Source organism: Mycobacterium sp. BMJ-28 (genome assembly GCF_054404835.1).
Genome location: NZ_CM136783.1, coordinates 5,035,716 through 5,053,054, shown reverse-complemented (window position 1 = coordinate 5,053,054; position 17,339 = coordinate 5,035,716). Strand labels below are relative to the sequence as shown.

The window sequence follows — 17,339 nt, the reverse complement described above, 5'->3', positions numbered from 1 at the left end:
AGTGGGCGTCTTCGAGCTGGGGTTCTTTCTGGAATCACATTCGTCCCCAATGATTTCCACAGAGCGATGCAAGCGAATGGACGGTGAATGGAAACCATCCGTTGGGTGTTCGTTCACCGACTGGACACCTGATGAATGGACCGTGATTCGGGTTGCTGTCTCGTGGCCGATGCCGGCCTGATCGTGTGTGAGACCGAACTCGTCTGGAGGAAGTGTCGTGAAGTCATCTCGGTTGTGCGGGAAGGCCCTGGAGAAAGCCACCGCCGCGGCGCTCATCGCGCTCGGCGTCGGACTGGCCGGTGCCGCGACGGCCCACGCCGATGACCTCGACACCGACACCGCGCCGGCTCCGGTGCAGTCCGCGCCGGTACAGGTGGGCGCGGTGACAGCCGACAACGCCGATCCGGCCGCGGTGGCGGCCTGCGCCCAGTTCGCGCAGGTGCTCGACGGGTCCTCGACCTACTACGAGAGTTTCGCCGAGTCTTTCGAGGGCTCCGATTACGGCGACCCGGCCGTGGCGAGCAGTAATTCGACCGGGCGGACCGCGCTGCGCGAAGCCGCAGGGCTCTCGATGGACGCCGCCAACACGCCAGGCCTTCCCCCGGACATCTCGGACCCGATGCGGTCCTGGTCGCTCGGGGCGACCAAGTTGCTGGTCAAGATGGGCCTGCGCATCCCGGGCGACAGCCTGAACAACACCGCGACGGAGATGAACAATCAGGCCAGCCGTGCGCAGGAGGCCTGCGCCGCCGCGGGGACGCACGCCTGACCCGGTGAAGATCATTGTTGCTGGCGCGCTCGCGCTGAGCCTCGCGCTGGCCGGCTGTGCGGCCGGATCCGAGTCGGGCGCCGCGAAGCCGGCTAGATCGGTGCCGGATTCGGCGCTGCCCGGGCTGCTCCTGAGTGCCAAGGACATAGACGCCGTGATGGGAACCTCGGGGATGACCCCGCAGAACCCGGTGGACGTCATGGGTGATCACCGCAACCTGCTCCCGAATCTGAACTGCCTGGGTCTGTGGCAGGTGAACGAGGCCCCGATCTACGACCCGAGTCACTACAAGACGCTGCGCCAGCAAATGCTCAGGACACCCAACAGCGAACAGTGGGACAGCCTGGTGGTGCAGTCGGCGGTCACCTATCGCACCGCCGACGCGGCGCAGGCGTTCTTCACCGATTCGGCCGACCGCTGGTCCAAGTGCACCAATCACACGGTCAACATCCGGCTCAACGAGCAGGCGCTGCCGAAATGGGTGAGCGGCAACCTCGACAAGACCGACACCCTGCTCTCGATGCCGTACACCCGGGCCACCGGCGACCAGACCAGGTCCTGCCAGCGCGCCCTGGCGGTCGCTGCCAATGTGATCCTCGATATCCAGGCCTGCAAGCCGCAGCAGGCCGAGCCCGTCACGGCAGCGGCCGATATCGCCGCCAAAATCGAGGCCAAGATGCCCCGATGACGGGGTATCGGACGGGCCGGTTCGGGGGCCGGGACGTCGGCGTGCGACTGTTACTCTCGTAGACTGTTTGACGCGCGACTGTGCAGGCTGGGAGCAGCTGAACCGAGCACCGCGCACGACTTGACCAAACGCTGGATCAACCAGCCCCATTGGCACGCCGCGACAAGTGCTCGGCTGCGCAGGAGGAAGAGTGCTTTCGGCTTTCATTTCGTCATTGCGGACGGCCGACCTCAGGCGCAAGATCCTGTTCACGCTGGCGATCGTCATCTTGTATCGCGTCGGCGCGTCCATCCCGTCGCCCGGCGTCAACTACCCCAACGTGCAGAAATGCATCGAGCAGGTCAGCGGCGGTGATTCGGCGCAGATCTACTCGCTGATCAACCTGTTCTCCGGCGGCGCACTGCTGCAGCTGACGGTGTTTGCCGTCGGTGTGATGCCGTACATCACGGCCAGCATCATCGTGCAGCTGTTGACGGTGGTCATCCCGCGTTTCGAGCAGCTGCGCAAAGAGGGCCAAGCGGGTCAGGCCAAGATGACGCAGTACACGCGTTATCTGGCGGTCGCGCTGGCCATCCTGCAGGGCACCAGCATCGTGGCGCTGGCCGCCAACGGCGGCCTGCTGCAGGGTTGCAACCTCGACATCATCGACGACACCTCCATCTTCGGCCTGATCGTCATCGTGCTGGTGCTCACGGCCGGTGCTTCGCTGGTCATGTGGATGGGCGAGCTGGTCACCGAGCGCGGTATCGGCAACGGCATGTCGCTGCTGATCTTCGCCGGCATCGCCGCCCGCATCCCGTCCGAGGGCAAGACCATCCTGGACAGCCGCGGTGGCCTGGTCTTCGCCGCGGTCTGCGTGGCCGCGCTGGCCATCATCGTCGGCGTGGTGTTCGTCGAGCAGGGCCAGCGCCGTATCCCGGTGCAGTACGCCAAGCGCATGGTGGGCCGGCGGATGTACGGCGGCACGTCGACGTACCTGCCGCTGAAGGTCAACCAGGCCGGCGTCATCCCGGTGATCTTCGCGTCCTCGCTGATCTACATCCCGCACCTGATCACCCAGCTGATCCAGAGCGGGCGGTCGGGCCCGAGCAACGGCTGGTGGGACCAGTTCGTCGCCAACTACCTCACCAATCCCGCGGACCCCGTCTACATCGCGATCTACTTCGGGCTGATCATCTTCTTCACGTACTTCTACGTGTCCATCACGTTCAACCCGGACGAGCGGGCGGACGAGATGAAGAAGTTCGGCGGATTCATCCCGGGTATCCGTCCGGGCAAGCCGACCGCGGACTACCTGCGTTACGTGCTGAGCCGTATTACTCTTCCGGGATCGATCTACCTCGGTGTGATCGCCGTGCTGCCCAACCTGTTCCTGGAGATCGGTAACTCCGGGTCGGTACAGAACCTGCCGTTCGGCGGTACGGCGGTGCTGATCATGATCGGTGTCGGGTTGGACACGGTCAAACAGATCGAGAGCCAGCTGATGCAGCGCAACTATGAAGGGTTCCTGAAGTGAGAATCGTTTTGCTCGGCCCGCCAGGTGCAGGAAAAGGCACGCAGGCAGAGAAGCTGGCCGAAAAGCTCGGGATTCCGCACGTCTCCACCGGTGACCTGTTCCGCTACAACATCAGCAACGGCACCCCGTTGGGTCTGGAAGCCAAGAAGTACCTGGACGCCGGTGACCTGGTGCCCGCCACCTTGACCAACGCGCTGGTCGATGACCGCATCGACGCCGAGGACGCGGCGGCCGGCTTCATCCTGGACGGCTTCCCGCGCTCGGTCGAGCAGGCCGAGGCGCTCAAGGAGATGCTCGCCAGGCGCGGTCTGACCCTCGACGCGGTGGTGGAGTTCCGGGTGCCCGAGGACGAGCTGGTCGGACGCCTCAAGGGCCGCGGCCGCGCCGACGACACCGAGGACGTCATCCGGAACCGCTTCAAGGTGTACCGCGACGAGACGGCCCCGCTGCTGGACTACTACGCCGGCGAACTCAAGACGGTCGACGCCGTGGGTTCCCTCGACGAGGTGTTCGCGCGGGCGCTGCAGGCGCTCGGCCACTGAAGTAGTCGACCAATGATCTCGGTGCCCGGGCGGCGTAAGACCATTGCCCAGCGCAGTGCCGGCGAACTCGATGCGATGGCCGCCGCCGGAGCGCTCGTTGCCGCGGCCCTGCAGGCGGTACAGCGGGCGGCGGCGCCGGGGGTATCCACCGGCGAACTGGACCGCATCGCCGAATCGGTGATCCGCGACGGTGGAGGCGTGCCGTCGTTCCTGGGTTACCACGGTTACCCGGCGACCGTCTGCGCCTCGGTCAACGACCGCGTCGTGCACGGCATCCCATCGGATGACGAGGTGCTGGCCGCAGGTGACCTGGTGTCCATCGACTGCGGCGCGATCCTCGACGACTGGCACGGGGACTCGGCCGTCACGTTCGGCGTCGGCGCCCTCATCCCCGCCGACGAACTGCTGTCGGAGGCCACCCGGTTGTCGATGGAGGCCGGGATCGCCGCGATGGTGCCCGGTAACCGGCTCACCGACGTCTCGCACGCGATCGAGACCGGAACACGCGCCGCCGAGGCCCGCCATGACCGCGCCTACGGCATCGTCGCCGGCTACGGCGGCCACGGGATCGGCCGCGAGATGCACATGGACCCCTTCCTGCCCAATGAGGGCGCACCCGGTCGCGGTCCCTATCTGGCGATCGGGTCGGTGCTGGCCATCGAACCCATGCTGACGCTGGGCACCACCAAGACCAAGGTGCTCGATGACGAGTGGACCGTCGTCACCGCCGACGGATCCCGGGCCGCGCACTGGGAGCACACGGTCGCGGTCACCGCGGACGGGCCACGCATCCTGACTCTTCTCCCGGCCTAGCGGAACTTACGCCCGGGTCGCTTCGCTCCTGCCCGCCGGATCAATTTCCCGGGTCGCTTCGCTCCTGCCCGCCGGGTCGGCAAACCACTACCGTTGAACCGGATCACCACCAACGTCGTGTTAGAGACGGAGGTTGGCAGTGGACGATCCGGAGGCCGCGATGATGCGGGTGCTGTACGACGAGCACGCAGGCGCTTTGTGGCGGTATGCCATGAGGTTGACCGGCGATGCCGCCCGCGCCGAAGACGTGGTGCAAGAGACGCTGCTGCGTGCGTGGCGGCATCCCGAAGTTACCGCCGATCCGGACCGCCCCGCGCGCGCATGGCTATACACCGTCGCGCGTAATCTCGTGATTGACGAACGGCGCAGTGCCCGGTTCCGCAACGAACTGGGTACACCCGACGTCGAACAGGCCGCCGACAGGGCCGGCCCCGACGAAGTGGATTCTGCGCTGGACCGGCTACTGATCTCCACCGCGCTGAGCGAACTCTCCGAGGATCATCGCGCGGTCGTCAAGCGTGCCTACTACCAGGGCATGTCCACGGCACAGATCGCCACCGATCTTCAGATCGCCGAAGGCACCGTCAAATCGCGCCTGCATTACGCGGTGCGGGCGCTACGGCTGAATCTGCAGGAGATGGGGGTGACCCGATGACCGTCTTCGACACCGCCTCAGAAGGGGATCAGTACGCCACCTGGGACGCCTCCTACGTCCTGGGCGCGCTGTCGCCAAGCGAACGGCGCGAGTACGAGACGCACCTGCAGGGCTGCGCGCAGTGCCGCGCCGCGGTCGGTGAGCTGACCGGCATGCCCGGACTGCTGGGGATGATCGATCTCGGCGATGTCGAGGCGATCGACTCCGCGGAGCCGGACCCGCCGCTGCGCCCGGAACTGCGCGAGCAGGTGGTCGACCAGGTTCGGTTCCGCCGGCGCCGTGCGCGGTGGGTGACCACCGCTGCGGTCGGGCTTGCGGCCGCACTGCTCACCGTCGGCGCCGTGGTGGCGATCCGCCCGGAGGCGTTCGGCCTGCAGCAGGGCACCGAACAGGCGGCGCCGTCGCTGGAGATGGGCAAGGTGAACCCGACGACCATCGCCGCGAGCATCAACCTGTCCGAATACAGCTGGGGTACGCGAATCGATATGGCGTGCAGCTACGGCGACTGGGGCCAGCGGGGCGGCAAGCCGCAGAACCTGGGAATGGTGATCGTCGGTAAGGACGGCAGCCGTGACCAGATCGCCACCTGGCTCGGGTTGTCCGGTGCGACCGCTCTGCCCAGCGGAAACACCCCTCTGCCTCGCAACGAAATCGCTGCCGTGCAATTGGTTTCGGCGGACGACGGAAAGGTCTTGCTGGAAAAGAACCTGTGAATCGGGACAGGTGGTGAACCCAATACCGGCCGGAGCCGTGTCACCTGCAGAACGAAAGCAGGTGAGCAATGTCCAACGGGCAGACCAGCAGGCAGCGGGTGGTCGACCATATCGTCGACCGTCTGGCAGCCCATGGGGTGCGGCATATCTTCGGCGTCGACGGCGCCAATATCGAGGACCTGTACGACGCGGCGCATTTCCGCGATGACCTCACCGCGGTGCTGGCCAAGCACGAATTCTCGGCCGCGACGATGGCCGATGGGTACCGCCGCTCCGGTGCACCGCTAGGGGTGGTGGCCGCCACCTCGGGTGGCGGATCACTGAATCTCGTTGCCGCCCTGGGCGAATCGTTGACCAGCCGAGTTCCGGTGTTGGCTCTGGTTGGACAGTCCCCGACGGGCCTGGACGGCCGTGGCGCGTTTCAGGACACCAGCGGTCAGGGCGGAGCGCTCGACGCCGAGGCACTGTTCTCGGCGGTGTCGGTGTACTGCCGGCGGGTGGTCGACCCCGCCACCATCGATGACGTACTGACCGAGGCCTTGGCGGCGGTGCACCGCGGGCCCGCGGTGCTGCTGCTGCCCAAGGATGTGCAGCAGAGTGACTTCGCGGGTCCGGCCGGCGCGCAGTCCCCGGCATGGCCGTTCGCCGTGCCACTCGGCGATCCGGCCCCGATCGCCGCGGCGCTACGGCAGGCGCACGGACCCGTGACGATCATCGCCGGCGAGCAGGTCGCCCGCGATGACGCGCGTGACGAACTGGAGCGGCTGCGCGCCATCCTGCGGGCCAGGGTGGCGACCGTCCCCGACGCCAAGGATGTCAGCGGTGCACCGGGGCTGGGCTCATCCTCGGCATTGGGCGTGACGGGCGTGATGGGCCACCCCGGGGTGGTCGAGGCCGTTGCCGCGAGCGCGGTCTGCTTGCTGGTAGGCACGCGGCTCCCGGTCACCGCCAGAGCCGGGCTGGATGCCGCGCTGGCCGGGCGGCCGGTGTTGTCCCTGGGGGCCGAGCCGCCGTTCACCGCCAGCCTGCATGTGCACACCGAAGACCTGCGCGGCTCGCTGTCGATGCTCAACGCCGCCCTGTCGGGATCCGGCCGGGCGACCGGAGTGACGGTGCCCGAACGGATTCCGCACGCCGAGTTGGCCCCGCCCGCGCACGACGGCGCCGGCATCCGGTATCGCGCCGCGATGGGCGCGCTGGACGCGGCACTGCCCGACGGCACCGACATCGTCGTCGATGCGGGCAACACCGGTGCGGCCGCCATCCACCACCTGCCGGTGCGCCGCGGCGGCCGCTTCGTGGTGGCCCTCGGGATGGGCGGGATGGGCTACAGCTTCGGCGCCGGGATCGGCATGTGCTTCGCCAGGGGGCGCCGGACGGTGATCATCGCGGGGGACGGTTCGTTCTTCATGCACGGCATGGAGCTGCACACCGCCATCCAGTACCGGCTGCCGGTCACCGTCGTGTTGTTCAACAACAACGCCCACGCCATGTGCGTCACCCGCGAACAGTTGTTCTACCGGGACCTGTACAGCTACAACCGTTTCCAGCCCAGCAAGCTCGGAGCCGGGTTGGCTGCGATGTTCCCCGGCCTGCCCGCCGTCGATGTCGACGACATCGACGCGCTGCCGCAGGCATTACAGACCGCCCTCGACGCTGAGGGGCCGTCGGTGGTCAGCATCGAATGCTCCGCCGACGAAATTCCGCCATTCGCACCGTTTCTGCAGACCGAGGAGACCAAGACCCATGTCCCTGCCCGCGCTCGCTGACATCACCACGCCGATAGACGGCGTTGTCCGCATCGAGACCTCCCCCCGTGAACAGGCCACCCCGATCATCATGGAGATGATGCGGTCGGTGTACCCGCACGATCAGGTGTTCGGTGAGTTCTGCACCGTCAACAGCTATATCGACTGTCCGCCAAAGGAACTCTTCGACTATCTGGCCGACACCCGAAGCCTGGAGGAGTGGACCTACAGCCTGCGCGGGTTCACCCCGGCCGAGGAGGTCACCGACGCCAGGAGCAAGAACGGCGGGAGCCTGTGGCTGGCCTATGACCGGCTGGGATCCGAAACCGAGATCTATACCCGCACCGTAGCCAACCCTGAGGCGATGACCGTCGACTATCACTGCGCCTGGGACCAGGGACACCACCTGTGGATGGTGTATCTGATGCGGGTGGTCGACGCGCAAGTGGTATTGAACAAGCCGGGTTCGGTGGTGCTGTGGACCAACTGCCACCACCCCTTCTATGACGAGAACCCCTACCCGGAGGCCGCACCGGCGCAGCGGCCGGTGTGGGTCGGCGACTTCTGGGACATGTTCGGAGCCGGCCACGAACTGGAACTGCGCAACCTCAAAGCGATCGCCGAGTACCGGCACCGCAACGGACTGCCGATCACGCCGGACTGGATGAAGTGAAGGACGCCGAGATGACCGAGACCATGCCCCGAAATACAGCGCTCCAGCCCGCCGTCAGCCTGCTCGACGTGTCGACCTATCTGCCGGGTGAGCCGATCGGCGCCGACTACTACGCGCAGTTCGCCGATTCCGATGACCTGCGCGACAACCTGATGTTCCGGGCGCCGAAGTTCCGCCATCACGTGGCCCCCGACGAGACGGCCACCGACATGATCGAGCGGGCCGCCGCCGGGCTGATCGAGCGGCACGGCGCCGACGTGCTGGCCGGGGTGGATGTGCTCATCACGCACACCCAGCTGCCCGACATGCCGTTCTACGGAGGCGGCGGGGCGATCGCGCACCGCCTCGGCATGAAGCCGGGCTGGGTGGTCGATCTGCACAACGGCGGCTGCGCGGCGTTCGTGCTCGGGCTCAAGATGGCGCGCAACCTACTGGCCTCGGGGGAGGGACACACCGCGCTGATCGCCGTCGCGCAGAACGCGGCGGGCCAGATCTTCGAACAGGAGACGGTGCGGCGCAAGGCCCAGGCGTCGGTGCCGGGCGACGGCGCGGCCGTCGGCTTGGTCACCCTGTCGGACTCCTCGCCGATCCTGGACGTGGAATGCCGCACCTACGGTGAATTCGCTGGCGATATGACCATCGCCGTCGACCCGCCACGCAAATGGTGGGCCGCGGGGCCCGGCGAAGGTTGCATCGGTTTCACCGAGTCGAAGATCACCAAGGTGCTGGCCCGTGGCAATCGGCAGGTGCCTGAGGTGTCCTACGCGGTGTGCGACCGAATCGGGCTGGCGCCCAAGGATATCGACCTGCTGGTCACCAACCAGCCGAACCGGGCGTTCCTGCGCAACTGGCGCGAGGCCCTGGAACTGCCCAAGGAACGTCACGTCGACACCTTCGAGGACTGCGGCAACCTGTTCGCCGCCGGCATCCCGGTCAACTTCGACCGCGCGATCACCGATGGCCGGGTCAAGGCCGGTGACACCGTGTTGATGGCGGCATTCGCACACGCCGGTGATTTCGCCGGTGCCGCCGCGGTGCGCTGGGGCGGACGATGAGCCTGCCGGACGGGGCGCTGTCCGACGTGGTCGACACCCTGCCCGACGGACAGGACCCGTTGGCGTTGTCGCTCAACGAGAATCCGTTCCCGCCGCTGCCCTCGGTGCGCTCCGCACTGGTCGCCTCGATCAGTTCGGCCAACCGCTACCCGGAGTTTCTGCCGCAACGCTTGCGCGCGCTGATCGCCGGTCACCTCGGTGTGGACGACGCGCAGGTGGTGATCGGCGCCGGCGCCACCGGCGTGATCATGCAGGTGCTTCAGGCGGTCACCCAGCCCGGCGACATGATGGTGATGGCCGCACCGACGTTTGACGGCTATCCGATTTTCGCGCAGATCGCCCGGCTGCGGTCGGTGACCGTGCCGCTGGACGCACACGGCCACCACGATCTGGACGCGATGGCCGATGCGGCGCTGGCTGGGGCCCGGGTGGTGGTGGTCTGCCGTCCGCACAACCCCACCGGCACCATCGAATCCGCAGCCGATATGCACCGCTTCCTCAAGCGGGTGCCCTCGGACACCGTCGTCGTGCTCGACGAAGCCTACGTCGAGTTCCTCGCCCCCGAGCAGCGGCTGGATACCTGTGACCTGGTCCAGGCGTACCCCAATGTCGTTGTGGTACGGACCTTCTCGAAGGCTTACGGGTTGGCCGGTTTGCGGGTCGGCTACGGTTTCTGCGGCCGGGATCTGGCGCGGCAGCTCTGGACCATGCAGATGCCGTTCGGAATGGGGCTGACAGGTCTGGTGGCGGTGGCGGCCTGCTATGACGCCGAAGACGAGATGCGCCAGCGCATCCGGATCATCGAAACAGAACGCCGGCGGTTGCGCGCACAGCTGTCCAGGCAGGGTATCTACAGCACCGATGCCAGGGCGAACTTCGTCTACCTGCCCGCTCCCAACGGTGACCGGACCGTCTGGCGTCAGGTGTTCGACGCGGGCGGCCCCCGGGTGCGTCATTACGGCGACGGCGGTGTGCGCATCACCATCGGTATGCGGCAGTCGACCCGGGCCGTGCTGTCGGCCGTCTCGGCGTATCGGGCCGAGGGACCCGCCGCCCCGCTTTCCGGCGCCGTGCTCAACACCCCGCCACGACCCTGAATCGAAATTCGTGGGGCATGCGGCGAGCACCCACCCGGTGCGGTAAGAACAGGGGATGCCACCCGAATCCGACAAGCGATCCGGCAAACGCGACCCGATCGCGCAGGCGCGTGCCAACTGGGAGCGGGCCGGCTGGGGCGATGTGGCCGACGGAATGGTCGCGGTCACCTCGGTGATGCGGGCCCACCAGATTCTGCTGGCCCGGGTGGAGAGCGCGCTGCGTCCCTACGATCTGAGTTTCTCGCGGTACGAGCTGTTGCGGCTGCTGGCGTTCAGCAGCAGCGGCGCGTTGCCCATCACCAAGGCGTCGGACCGGTTACAGGTGCACGTCACCAGCGTCACCCATGCGATCCGGCGGTTGGAGTCCGACGGCCTGGTGGAACGGTTGCCGCATCCGACCGATGGCCGGACCACGTTGGTGCGGCTGACCGAACTGGGCAGGTCCACCGTCGAGGACGCCACCGAGACGCTGAACAAAGAGGTGTTCGCCGACGTCGGGGTCTCGGCCGCGGACTCCCGCGCATTGGCCACGGCCATCGAGACCCTGCGCCGGCATGCCGGCGATTTCTAGACCGAGGGCTTCTCGACGGAGGGCAACGGAATGGTCGCGGTCACCGCGGTCCCGGAGCCGGGGCGGGACCGGATGTTGAGCCGCCCGCCGACGATCTCGGCGCGTTCGGCCATCGACAGCAGGCCGTAGCCGCCCATCTCGTCGCTGCCCAGCGGATTCTCCAGGGTGTCGAAACCGATTCCGTCGTCCACGATCTCAAGCCGGGCGGTGTCCTCGTACACCGCGAACGTCAGCCGCGCCGCACTGGCCTGCGCATGTTTGACGACGTTCTGCAGGCACTCCTGGGCGATGCGGTACAGCGCCACCTCGATGTGGTCGGGCAGTCGGTTGTCGGCCAGGTCCACCTCCAGGCGGATCTGCGGAATGGATCGGGCCAGGCTGGCCAGCCCACCGGCCAGCCCGAGGTCGTCGAGCACCGGTGGGCGCAGCCCGCTGATCGCCGCCCGCGCCTCCTGCAGGGTGAGGTCGACCAGTTCGCGGGCCCGGCCGAGTTGATCGCCTGCGGCCGAAGGGTTTTCGGCCACGGTACGGGTGGCCGCGTCCAGCCAGTAGGACAGCGTGATCAGCCGTTGCGAGATGCCGTCGTGGATATCGCCGGCCAGTCGCCGGCGTTCGATCTCCTGAGCCTGGATCACCTGCTCCACGAAGTTCTCGTGTGCGCGTTCGCGCACCACCAGTTGCCGGTGCAGGCGCGCCTGGTGCATGGCGCCGGCGATCAGCCGGCCGATCACCAGCAGCAGTTCGACGTCGCGCGCGCCGAACTCCCGGCGCGCCACGGTGTGCACGTTGAGCACCCCGACCAGGCCGCCGGGGTCGGTCTCCATGGGCACCGAGACCATCGAGGTGAAATCGGATCCGCGCAGCGTCTCGAACGGCCGATAGCGCGGATCGGCTTCCTTGTCGGCGATGATCACCACCGGTTCACGATGGCTGGCGACCCATCCGGACACCCCCTCGCCCAGCGGCAGCCTGATCTTGCCGGTCTCACTGTCGAACGGAGGGGTCGCCCCGGTCAGTGTCAGGGAACGTTCGGTGTCGTCGAGCACGTGCACGAAGCACACGTCGGTGCCGGTGGCCGCGGTGATCATCCGGGCCGCGGCGGCGGCGAGCGGCTCGACGCCGGGACCGCTGGAGGCGGCCTGGATGAGTTCGCGCAACAGCGCCAGTTCGCGGTCGGCGGTCAGCACCTTGGAGCTCATCGGTAGATCCCCTCGCGCAGCGCGGTGGCGACCGCTCCGGTGCGGTCGGCGACGCCGAGCTTGCGGTAGATGGAACTGAGATGGCTTTTCACGGTTTCGTCGCCGATCACCAGTTTGGTGGCGATCCCGCGGTTGGACAGCCCGTTGACGACATAGGACAGGATTTCGCTCTCCCGCTGGGTGAGGCCCTGCCGGGCGCCCGGCCAGAACTCGTCGCGCTGCAGGCGGGCCGCGGTGTCCGCGGCCCGGGCCGCCATGCCGGGATCGAGTGCGGTCTGCCCCAGCTGCACGAATTCCAGCTGCCGGACCAGTTCGTCGCTGCCGATGCTCTTGAGCAGGTAACCCGCGGCGCCCACCCGCAACGCCTGGAACAGATACTGCTCGTCGTCGTAGACCGAAAGCATGACGACCTTGCGGCTGGGGTCGCGGTCGCGCAAGTCCCGGCACAGATCCAGGCCACTGGAACCCTGCATCCGGACGTCGCAGAGCACGATGTCGGGGTCGAGTTCGTCGATGACGGCCAGCGCGCGGTCGGTGCCGACGGCCTGGCCCACCACCTGCACCCGGTCGCCGAAAGCGGTGAGCATCGCCTTGAGCCCTTCGATGACCATCTCGTGGTCGTCGACCAGGACCAGCCGCAGCGGGATGCGCGATCCGCCTTCGGCTTCTCGCTGGGGTGCCATGGCGACCATTCTGCGCAAGTTGGCCTCTCGAATCCCCCCTTTGGGGGAGGCCGCAAAATGTGACCTGGGCCACGCTGTGTGCATGGGGTGTGACAGTGCGGTGCGGGCCGTCCCCGGGCGAGCGGAGCGACGGGAAATGGTGCCCGGGCGAGCGGAGCGACGGGAAATCGGCCAGGGACCGTTCTGGTGGGATATCGGCCGGCCGGCGGGCGCCGTGGTGGAACCGCTGCGAGGGGTCATCTTCGACGTGGACGGCGCCCTGGCCGATCTCGAACGGGACGGCCAGCGGCGCGCGTTCAACGCGGCGTTCGCGGTGCACGGTTTCGACATCAGCTGGTCGGTCGCCGAGTACGGCAGGCTGGTCTGTATCGCCGACGAGCGTCGGCGCATCGCATCGGCATTGCGCCGGCGCGGGTACGGGCGGATCAGCGCGGAGATTTCCAGCTATATCCAGCACACCAAGAACGACATGTTCGCCGAGTGGGTGCTCGACGGGGACGTGATACCGCGCCAGGGGCTGGTGGACCTGGTGAACAGTCTCTACACCGCCGGTATCCCGGTCGCGGCGATCAGCACCGGCTCACCGGGCTGGGTGGAACCGCTGGTGCGTCAACTGATCGGCGAGGGTATCGCCGAGGCCATCATCACGCCCGACGGCCTGCCGCGCCCGGCCCGCGAGCCCGATCTGCACGGCCATGCGCTCTGGGAACTCGGCCTCGGACCGGAATCGGCGCTCGCGGTCGCCGGGTCGGTGCGCGGGCTGCGCGCGGCCACGGCGGCCAAGCTGGCCACCGTCGTCGTGCCGACGGCGTACACGGCCGGGCAGGATTTCACCGGCGCCGCCGCGGTGCGTGGCGACTACGACGGCTGGACGGCCGACGGCTGCGCCCGGCTGCACCGGCACTGGTGGATGGGTCGTTAACCCTTACGGATCAGCTCGATGACGGCGCTGAAATCCTTGCCGGCATGTGAGGCGTCCGACGCAATGAACTCAGCGTAGATCTCGGCGGCGTGGGTGCCCAGCGGCGCGGCCGCACCCGTCGAGGACACCGCGGCCATCGCCAGCCCGAGGTCCTTGTTCATCAGCGCGGTGGCGAACCCGGGCTTGAAATCGTTGTTCGCCGGCGACGTCGGCACCGGCCCGGGGACCGGGCAGTTCACCTGTACCGCCCAGCAATTGCCGGTGGCGCCGGTGATGACGTCGAACAACGCCTGCTTGTCCAGGCCGAGCTTCTCGGCCAGCACGAAGGCCTCGCCGACGGCGATCTGCTGCACGGCGAGCACCATGTTGTTGCACACCTTGGCGGCCTGCCCGGCGCCGGAATCACCGCAGTGGATGATCTTGCCGGCCATCGGTTCCAGCACCGCCCGGCCACGCTGCACCGCCTCGGTTTCGCCGCCGACCATGAACGCCAGCGTGCCGGCTACCGCGCCCTTCACGCCGCCGGACACCGGCGCATCCAGCTGGGCGAAGCCATGCTCGCCGGCCAGCGTGTGCACCTCGCGGGCGTCGTCGACGGAGATGGTGGAGCTGTCGATGAACAGCGCCCCGGCGGCCGCGGCCGGCAGCACCTCGGCATACGAACTCTTCACCAGGGCGCCGTTGGGCAGCATGGTGAGCACCACATCGGCACCGTCGACGGCCTCTGCGCCGGTGCCGAAGACGTTGACGCCGTTGGACTTTGCGGTCTCGACGGCAGCGGGCACCGGATCGAACCCGCGCACCGTATGGCCTGCGGCGACAAGATTGGCAGCCATCGGGCCGCCCATGTTGCCCAGCCCCAGGAAAGCGATCGTGCTCATTGCGGGTCCTCTCTACGCACTGGCGCGGGTGCTTGCCACGGAGCGGCCGATCACCACGCGCATGATTTCGTTCGTCCCCTCGAGGATGCGGTGCACCCGAAGATCGCGGACGATTTTCTCCAGACCGTACTCACGCAGATACCCGTAACCGCCGTGCAACTGCAATGCCTGGTCGGCGACGTCGAAGCAGGAGTCGGTGACATAGCGCTTGGCCATGGCGCACAGCATCACCTTGTCCGGATGGTTGCTGTCCAGCGCGGATGCGGCCCGCCACAACATGTTTCGCGATGTCTCCAGTGCGGTGGCCATATCGGCCAGGGTGAAGCGGATGGTCGGCTCGTCGAGCAGGGCGCCACCGAAGGCTTGCCGGTCGGCCAGGTAGCCGATGGCTTTGTCGTGCGCGGCCTGCGCGCCGCCCAGGGAGCACGCCGCGATGTTGAGGCGTCCGCCGTTGAGCCCGTTCATCGCAATCCCGAATCCGGTGCCCTCGGTGCCGCCCAGCAGGGCGTCGGCCGGCACCCGCACACCCTCGAAGATCACCTGTGCGGTGGGCTGGGCGTTCCAGCCCATCTTGGCTTCCTCCGCACCGAAACTCAGCCCGGGCGTGTCCTTCTCGACGACAAATGCCGATATGCCCTTGGGTCCGTCGGCGCCGGTGCGGGCCATCACGACGTAGACGTCGGAGACGCCCGCGCCGGAGATGAACTGTTTGACCCCGTCGAGCACGTAGTCGGATCCGTCACGGACCGCCTTGGTGCGCAATGCCGCCGCATCCGATCCGGCACCGGGTTCGGTCAGGCAGTAGCTGGCGATGGACTGCATGGATGCCAGCTGCGGCACCCATGCCTTGCGCTGCTCGTGTGTCCCGTAGGCGTCGATCATCCACGCGCACATGTTGTGGATCGACAGGAACGCCGCGATGGTGGGATCGGCGGTGGCCAGCGTCTCGAAAATCCGCACCGCGTCCAGGCGCCGCAGCCCGCTGCCGCCGGCGTCCTCGCCGCAGTAGATGGCCGCCATCCCCAGCGCGGCAGCTTCGCGCAGTACGTCGGTGGGGAAGTGGTGGGTCTCGTCCCACTCCAACGCGTATGGCGCTATCCGCTTTTCGGCGAATGCGGCCGCCGTTTCGGCGATCACGCGTTCGTCGTCGTCGAGGTCGTGCGGGTTCATGTGTGGTGCTACTTCATGGTGGGGATGACGAATTCGGCGCCATCCTTGATACCCGAGGGCCAGCGCTCGGTGACGGTCTTGACCTTGGTGTAGAACTGGATCGCCGCGGGGCCGTGCTGATTGAGATCGCCGAAGCCGGACCGCTTCCAGCCGCCGAAGGTGTGGTAGGCCACCGGCACGGGAATCGGCACGTTCACCCCGACCATGCCGACCTGCACCCTGGAGACGAAGTCGCGCGCGGCGTCCCCGTCGCGGGTGAAGATCGCCACGCCGTTGCCGTACTCGTGTTCGGTCGGAAGGCGAAGGGCCTCTTCGTAATCGTGGGCACGCACGATGCACAGCACCGGGCCGAAGATCTCGTCGGTGTAGATGGACATGTCGGTGGTGACGTGGTCGAACAAGGTCGGGCCGATGAAGTAGCCCTTGGACAGGTCGGCGTCCGCGAAGGTCAGGTCGTCGCTGGCGCGCTCCCGTCCGTCGACCACCAGCTCGGCCCCGGCATCCACGCCTTGGCCGATGTAGTCGCGCACCCGTTCCAGCGCCGCGCCGGTGACCAGCGGCCCGTAGTCGGCTTTGGGGTCCAGGCTGTGCCCGACGCGCAGCTGGTTGACCCGCTCGACGAGCCTGGCGCGCAACCGGTTTGCGGTGTCCTCGCCGACGGGAACGGCCACGCTGATGGCCATGCAGCGCTCGCCCGCGCTGCCGTAGCCGGCGCCGATGAGTGCGTCGACGGCCTGGTCCAGGTCGGCGTCGGGCAGCACGACCATGTGGTTCTTGGCGCCGCCGAAGCACTGCGAACGCTTCCCGTGCGCGGCCGCGGTGGAGTAGATGTACTGCGCGATATCGGAGGACCCGACGAAGCCGACGGCCTGGATGTCGGGGTGGGTGAGGATGGCGTCCACGGCCTCCTTGTCGCCCTGGACCACCTGGAACACGCCCGGTGGCAGGCCGGCTTCGATGAACAGCTCGGCCAGTCGCAGCGGCACCGAGGGGTCACGCTCGGAGGGCTTGAGGATGAACGCATTTCCGCACGCCAGGGCGGGCCCGGCCTTCCACAGCGGGATCATGGCCGGGAAGTTGAACGGGGTGATGCCGGCGACTACGCCGAGGGGCTGGCGGATCGAGTACACGTCGATGCCGGTGCCTGCGCCCTCGGTGAACTCGCCCTTGAGCAGGTGCGGGATGCCGATGGCGAATTCGATGACCTCGATACCGCGCTGGATGTCGCCCAGTGAGTCGGCCACGGTCTTGCCGTGTTCGATGGACAGCAGCTCGGCGAGCTCGTTGGCGTGCTGGTTGACCAGGTCGACGAACTTCATGAAGACGCGGCCGCGGCGCTGCGGGTTGAAACCGGCCCATACCTTCTGCGCCTCGACGGCGCCCGCGACCGCGGTCTCGACATCGGCGGTCGAGGCCAGCAGCACCTGGGCCTGCACCTCACCGGTGCTGGGGTTGAGCACATCGGCGGTGCGGGTCGAGTCGGCATCGGTGCGCCGGCCGTTGATGAAGTGCTGGATTTTTGTGGTCATGGCGTCCGTCCAAGAAGTTGTGCCCAGAAGTCGTTCCCGAGATACTTGCATATCCTAGTAATCCGGGTCGGCCTTGGCAAGGGCATGCATTTGGGCGGCCGCGCCGCAGAGGTGT

General features: G+C 67.6%; 18 protein-coding genes. 13 read left to right on the top strand and 5 right to left on the bottom strand.

Annotation, left to right across the window (positions count from 1 at the left end; genetic code table 11):
• Positions 1–217 precede the first annotated feature (217 nt).
• From ACXPWS_RS25050 to ACXPWS_RS24995, 12 genes are all read left to right on the top strand, one after another.
• Positions 218–769: a hypothetical protein gene (locus ACXPWS_RS25050; RefSeq protein ID WP_458709237.1), complete on the top strand. Its 552-nt coding sequence runs from the start codon at positions 218–220 to the stop codon at positions 767–769.
• Between the two features lie 4 nt (positions 770–773).
• Positions 774–1,457 carry a sensor domain-containing protein gene (locus tag ACXPWS_RS25045; RefSeq protein WP_458709236.1) on the top strand — a complete coding sequence of 228 codons (684 nt, stop codon included), beginning with the start codon at positions 774–776 and terminating at the stop codon, positions 1,455–1,457.
• A 190-nt stretch (positions 1,458–1,647) separates the two neighbouring features.
• On the top strand, positions 1,648–2,973 hold the full coding sequence (gene secY, locus ACXPWS_RS25040; protein ID WP_458709235.1) for a preprotein translocase subunit SecY: 1,326 nt from the start codon (positions 1,648–1,650) through the stop codon (positions 2,971–2,973).
• A complete protein-coding gene (locus tag ACXPWS_RS25035; RefSeq protein ID WP_458709234.1) occupies positions 2,970–3,515 on the top strand; it encodes an adenylate kinase in 546 nt (181 codons plus the stop codon). The genes secY and ACXPWS_RS25035 overlap by 4 nt, the downstream gene beginning before the upstream one ends.
• A gap of 12 nt (positions 3,516–3,527) precedes the next feature.
• Positions 3,528–4,328 carry a type I methionyl aminopeptidase gene (gene map / locus ACXPWS_RS25030; protein WP_458709233.1) on the top strand — a complete coding sequence of 267 codons (801 nt, stop codon included), beginning with the start codon at positions 3,528–3,530 and terminating at the stop codon, positions 4,326–4,328.
• A 139-nt stretch (positions 4,329–4,467) separates the two neighbouring features.
• Positions 4,468–4,983 carry a sigma-70 family RNA polymerase sigma factor gene (locus ACXPWS_RS25025; protein WP_458709232.1) on the top strand — a complete coding sequence of 172 codons (516 nt, stop codon included), beginning with the start codon at positions 4,468–4,470 and terminating at the stop codon, positions 4,981–4,983.
• Positions 4,980–5,696: an anti-sigma factor family protein gene (locus ACXPWS_RS25020; RefSeq protein ID WP_458709231.1), complete on the top strand. Its 717-nt coding sequence runs from the start codon at positions 4,980–4,982 to the stop codon at positions 5,694–5,696. Before ACXPWS_RS25025 ends, ACXPWS_RS25020 begins: the two co-directional genes overlap by 4 nt.
• 68 nt (positions 5,697–5,764) lie before the next feature.
• Complete coding sequence (locus tag ACXPWS_RS25015) at positions 5,765–7,465, top strand: thiamine pyrophosphate-binding protein (protein ID WP_458709230.1); 1,701 nt, start codon at positions 5,765–5,767, stop codon at positions 7,463–7,465.
• Positions 7,443–8,117 carry an SRPBCC family protein gene (locus tag ACXPWS_RS25010; protein WP_458709229.1) on the top strand — a complete coding sequence of 225 codons (675 nt, stop codon included), beginning with the start codon at positions 7,443–7,445 and terminating at the stop codon, positions 8,115–8,117. Before ACXPWS_RS25015 ends, ACXPWS_RS25010 begins: the two co-directional genes overlap by 23 nt.
• An 11-nt stretch (positions 8,118–8,128) precedes the next feature.
• The gene (locus ACXPWS_RS25005) at positions 8,129–9,172 is read left to right on the top strand and encodes a 3-oxoacyl-ACP synthase III family protein (RefSeq protein ID WP_458709228.1); all 1,044 of its coding nucleotides are present in this window, start codon (positions 8,129–8,131) and stop codon (positions 9,170–9,172) included.
• Positions 9,169–10,269: a pyridoxal phosphate-dependent aminotransferase gene (locus tag ACXPWS_RS25000; protein WP_458709227.1), complete on the top strand. Its 1,101-nt coding sequence runs from the start codon at positions 9,169–9,171 to the stop codon at positions 10,267–10,269. The genes ACXPWS_RS25005 and ACXPWS_RS25000 overlap by 4 nt, the downstream gene beginning before the upstream one ends.
• A gap of 55 nt (positions 10,270–10,324) precedes the next feature.
• The gene (locus tag ACXPWS_RS24995) at positions 10,325–10,840 is read left to right on the top strand and encodes a MarR family transcriptional regulator (RefSeq protein WP_458709226.1); all 516 of its coding nucleotides are present in this window, start codon (positions 10,325–10,327) and stop codon (positions 10,838–10,840) included.
• Here the strand turns inward: ACXPWS_RS24995 and ACXPWS_RS24990 are convergent.
• Together ACXPWS_RS24990 and ACXPWS_RS24985 are read right to left on the bottom strand one after the other, a co-directional pair.
• The gene (locus ACXPWS_RS24990; RefSeq protein ID WP_458709225.1) at positions 10,837–12,039 is read right to left on the bottom strand and encodes a GAF domain-containing sensor histidine kinase; all 1,203 of its coding nucleotides are present in this window, start codon (positions 12,037–12,039) and stop codon (positions 10,837–10,839) included. The two genes, ACXPWS_RS24995 and ACXPWS_RS24990, sit on opposite strands and share 4 nt — an antisense overlap.
• Positions 12,036–12,722, bottom strand: a complete 687-nt coding sequence (locus ACXPWS_RS24985; RefSeq protein ID WP_458709224.1) for a response regulator — start codon at positions 12,720–12,722, stop codon at positions 12,036–12,038. The genes ACXPWS_RS24990 and ACXPWS_RS24985 overlap by 4 nt, the downstream gene beginning before the upstream one ends.
• Before the next feature lie 82 nt (positions 12,723–12,804).
• Here ACXPWS_RS24985 and ACXPWS_RS24980 point away from each other — a divergent pair, with 82 nt between their 5' ends.
• Positions 12,805–13,644: an HAD family hydrolase gene (locus ACXPWS_RS24980; protein ID WP_458709223.1), complete on the top strand. Its 840-nt coding sequence runs from the start codon at positions 12,805–12,807 to the stop codon at positions 13,642–13,644.
• Here the strand turns inward: ACXPWS_RS24980 and mmsB are convergent.
• The 3 genes from mmsB to ACXPWS_RS24965 are packed head-to-tail and all read right to left on the bottom strand — an operon-like array spanning position 13,641 to position 17,224.
• Positions 13,641–14,525 (bottom strand): 3-hydroxyisobutyrate dehydrogenase, encoded by an 885-nt coding sequence (gene mmsB, locus ACXPWS_RS24975; protein WP_458709222.1) that lies wholly within the window; start codon positions 14,523–14,525, stop codon positions 13,641–13,643. The two genes, ACXPWS_RS24980 and mmsB, sit on opposite strands and share 4 nt — an antisense overlap.
• A 12-nt stretch (positions 14,526–14,537) precedes the next feature.
• On the bottom strand, positions 14,538–15,695 hold the full coding sequence (locus tag ACXPWS_RS24970; protein WP_458709221.1) for an acyl-CoA dehydrogenase family protein: 1,158 nt from the start codon (positions 15,693–15,695) through the stop codon (positions 14,538–14,540).
• Between the two features lie 8 nt (positions 15,696–15,703).
• Positions 15,704–17,224: a CoA-acylating methylmalonate-semialdehyde dehydrogenase gene (locus ACXPWS_RS24965; RefSeq protein WP_458709220.1), complete on the bottom strand. Its 1,521-nt coding sequence runs from the start codon at positions 17,222–17,224 to the stop codon at positions 15,704–15,706.
• Positions 17,225–17,339 lie beyond the last annotated feature (115 nt).